The following is a 2,582-nucleotide window of genomic DNA, read 5'->3' as shown; positions in this document are numbered from 1 at the left end:
CAGAGGCTCTGGCTGCTGCTAGGCAGATTCAGGATGAGTATCATCACGCCTATGCCCTAATTAGTTTGGCTGTTAAACAGCCAGAATTATTATCAGAGGCTCTGGCTGCTGCTAGGCAGATTCACAATGAGGAATTTCGCGCCAAAGTCCTAAGTAGTTTGGCTCCTATCCTGCCTCCTGATTTGTTAAGTAAGGCTCTGGCTGCTGCTAGGCAGATTCAGTTTGAGCCAAGTCGCGCCGATGCCCTAAGTAATTTGGCTCCTAAACTTTCGCAAATACAAAAAACTCAACTTTTTGATCACTGGCGAGATACCCTTCACATCTTATCTGTTTACACTCGCGCAAATTTACTTAGTGATATAAACGCATTAACTCTTGTGATCTTTTCTTTAGGTGGTCAACAAGCGGTGAAAGATACAGCTTCTGCCATCCAAGATGTGTCACGGTGGTGGAGCTAAAGAACACATCTTGAGTGAGAGAGCGCATTCTACAATTGAGCCAGAACGTGTAATCAATGGCTCAAACGTTATAAGTTAACGCTAGTTTATTGTGGACAGAGGTAAAAAACATAAATAGCTTGTCGGCGTAAATAGAAGGTTCGTGCAACCAAGGGCAACCCCTATTTACGCCTAGTAGTCAATATTAACTGTTGTAATCGGCGATTCTAAAGTGGCAATTTGACCCTCTAGAATAATTGAAAATACAGTCTAAATAATAGAGTGTAAGCAAACCAAAGAATAAAAAATCTTAGCCAATTTTTGCAGATTTAGCCTGTTCCTTACGCTTCAACGACAGGAAGAAAGCCACACCTAAAAGACTGCTTATAAATGATGGTTCAGGAACTGCGGTAGTATTTTCGGTTTGATAAATAATATTATCAACAAATAATTCGCTGCCATTAAGAGGGGTATCAATAGTTGCATACGCAATTAAATTGCTTCCCGCATTCAAGCCAATAAACCCGTAAGGTGAACTGAATACTGTTGGCAAGCCAAACCCTCTTAGAGTCAAGCTTTCAATCAATCTATTTGCGCTATCAAAAATACTAAGGGTGGTATTAGAATAATATGCAGCAAGAAAATTGGTACCAACCGCAGATACCGGATTTAAAAAATCAAATCGAATTACTGAGGAATCACCTCCATCATAATAGCTTTTGCCTGATAAATAGTCATCCGGAACAGGGCCAGCAAAGCTTACAACCCCATTGCTTACTGTTAAATTGCCGTCACTAACAGTTCGTTGGAACATGGGGGAACTTTCAAAATCAACATTAATTGCACTTGCATTAAATTCAGAGCGTTGAATACGAGCTGCTTGAGATGAGCCAGCACTTGCGATTCCAAATCCTAATGAAATAGCAGTAACAATCAATAATTTCTTGAAAAATCTCATACACAAATCTTCCTAAGTAAAATCGCTAAAAGTACAAATTTCACTTTTCTTTACTCAGTCACCGAGCAATTAGGTATCAAATTAATGTTTTTGCTTAAAAATAGAGAACATACTAGCTATATAACAAAAAGCATACATGAACCCGGAAAATTACTTAGAAAATGTTAAATTTAATTTAAACTTCATATTTTTTATGATTAATCATTAATCTAGCCATTAAATAACCAGCTTTTCTCGCCTCCATTTCCCCATTTGTGCTTATCTCGCTTCAATGGCGCATTCACACCGATCACACTTCCCAAACTTCGACCTCTCAACAAAGGTTCTCCGCACTGGCTTCCATAATGGTTGATATATATAGCTTTGAAGCCAATAAGGACTACCATTGCTTAATTTTTGCTTACTGCTGCTAAATTCCATAAGGAAAACCCTCATAGTGTTTATGAGGGCATTGATTATTATCTATGTCAGTTCTCAAGTGCGGAAACGTCTTTTACCCTGCTTTTGTAGGACTAATCAGGGGTTAAAAGTGCAAAAAAAGATAAACTTCTTGTCCGACCTAAAAATTCGCTCTCTCAAATTTCAGGTTTCAAAGCTTAGTAGCGTCCGCGTCCACCGCCGCCGCCATATCCCCCCCGTCCGCCACCAGAAGAACCTCTGTCTTCCTTGGGCTTGGCTTTGTTAACTTTGAGGTCACGACCCATCCATTCAGCACCATCAAGACCTTCAATGGCAGCAGCTTCTTCGTCATCTGTTCCCATTTCTACAAAAGCGAAGCCTCTTGGACGGCCTGTTTCTCGGTCTTGTGGTACTTGAACCCGCTTTACAGTACCATATTCAGCAAAAACGCCTCTGATATCTTCTTCTGTAACTTGGTAAGAGAGGTTGCCTACATAAATTGACATTGATTTTCTCCAAAATTATCAGCTTGTAGAGATTAAATTTCGGAGAGAAGCCTGTGAATACTAAAAACAAACACTGTCACCGAATTAACTCCATTTTTTAGGATGACATAGAAGCGAATTGTCTGCATCCAGTAAATGGTTAATAGATGGTTAACCAGTATTGTGATGAGGTGGCGATCGCTCTGGTACTCAAAAGCCCAGTCATAAAGGCTGGGCTTTAATGGGGTTATCCCTCATTTGTCACTCTAAGCAGAGGAAAATACAAAATCAGAGTGAGTCAGG

3 protein-coding genes and 1 pseudogene are annotated in these 2,582 nt (G+C 40.0%); 1 reads left to right on the top strand and 3 read right to left on the bottom strand.

The window, feature by feature from the left end; all coding sequences use genetic code 11:
- A pseudogene (locus ACM5QX_RS29415) lies at window positions 1–458 on the top strand (hypothetical protein); the annotation flags it as partial.
- A gap of 289 nt (window positions 459–747) precedes the next feature.
- Here ACM5QX_RS29415 and ACM5QX_RS29410 read toward each other — a convergent pair.
- The 3 genes from ACM5QX_RS29410 to ACM5QX_RS29400 all read right to left on the bottom strand — a co-directional run bounded on the left by ACM5QX_RS29410 (window position 748) and on the right by ACM5QX_RS29400 (window position 2,300).
- Window positions 748–1,395, bottom strand: a complete 648-nt coding sequence (locus ACM5QX_RS29410) for a hypothetical protein (RefSeq protein ID WP_414756736.1) — start codon at window positions 1,393–1,395, stop codon at window positions 748–750.
- 209 nt (window positions 1,396–1,604) lie between these two features.
- A complete protein-coding gene (locus ACM5QX_RS29405; RefSeq protein WP_414756735.1) occupies window positions 1,605–1,781 on the bottom strand; it encodes a hypothetical protein in 177 nt (58 codons plus the stop codon).
- 210 nt (window positions 1,782–1,991) lie between these two features.
- Entirely contained in the window at window positions 1,992–2,300 is a 309-nt protein-coding gene (locus tag ACM5QX_RS29400; RefSeq protein ID WP_414756734.1) for an RNA recognition motif domain-containing protein, read from the bottom strand.
- Window positions 2,301–2,582 lie beyond the last annotated feature (282 nt).

The organism is Anabaena sp. CCY 9910 (assembly GCF_963920875.1).
Lineage (GTDB): Bacteria > Cyanobacteriota > Cyanobacteriia > Cyanobacteriales > Nostocaceae > Trichormus > Trichormus variabilis.
The sequence above is the reverse complement of the archived record's forward strand: the minus strand, read 5'-3'. Positions and strand labels throughout refer to the sequence as shown.

Excerpts from the sequence above, each read along its gene's own strand:
- ACM5QX_RS29400 (WP_414756734.1), bottom strand. The coding sequence starts at position 2,300 with ATGTCAATTTATGTAGGCAACCTCTCTTACCAAGTTACAGAAGAAGAT.
- ACM5QX_RS29405 (WP_414756735.1), bottom strand. The coding sequence starts at position 1,781 with ATGGTAGTCCTTATTGGCTTCAAAGCTATATATATCAACCATTATGGA.
- ACM5QX_RS29410 (WP_414756736.1), bottom strand. The coding sequence starts at position 1,395 with ATGAGATTTTTCAAGAAATTATTGATTGTTACTGCTATTTCATTAGGA.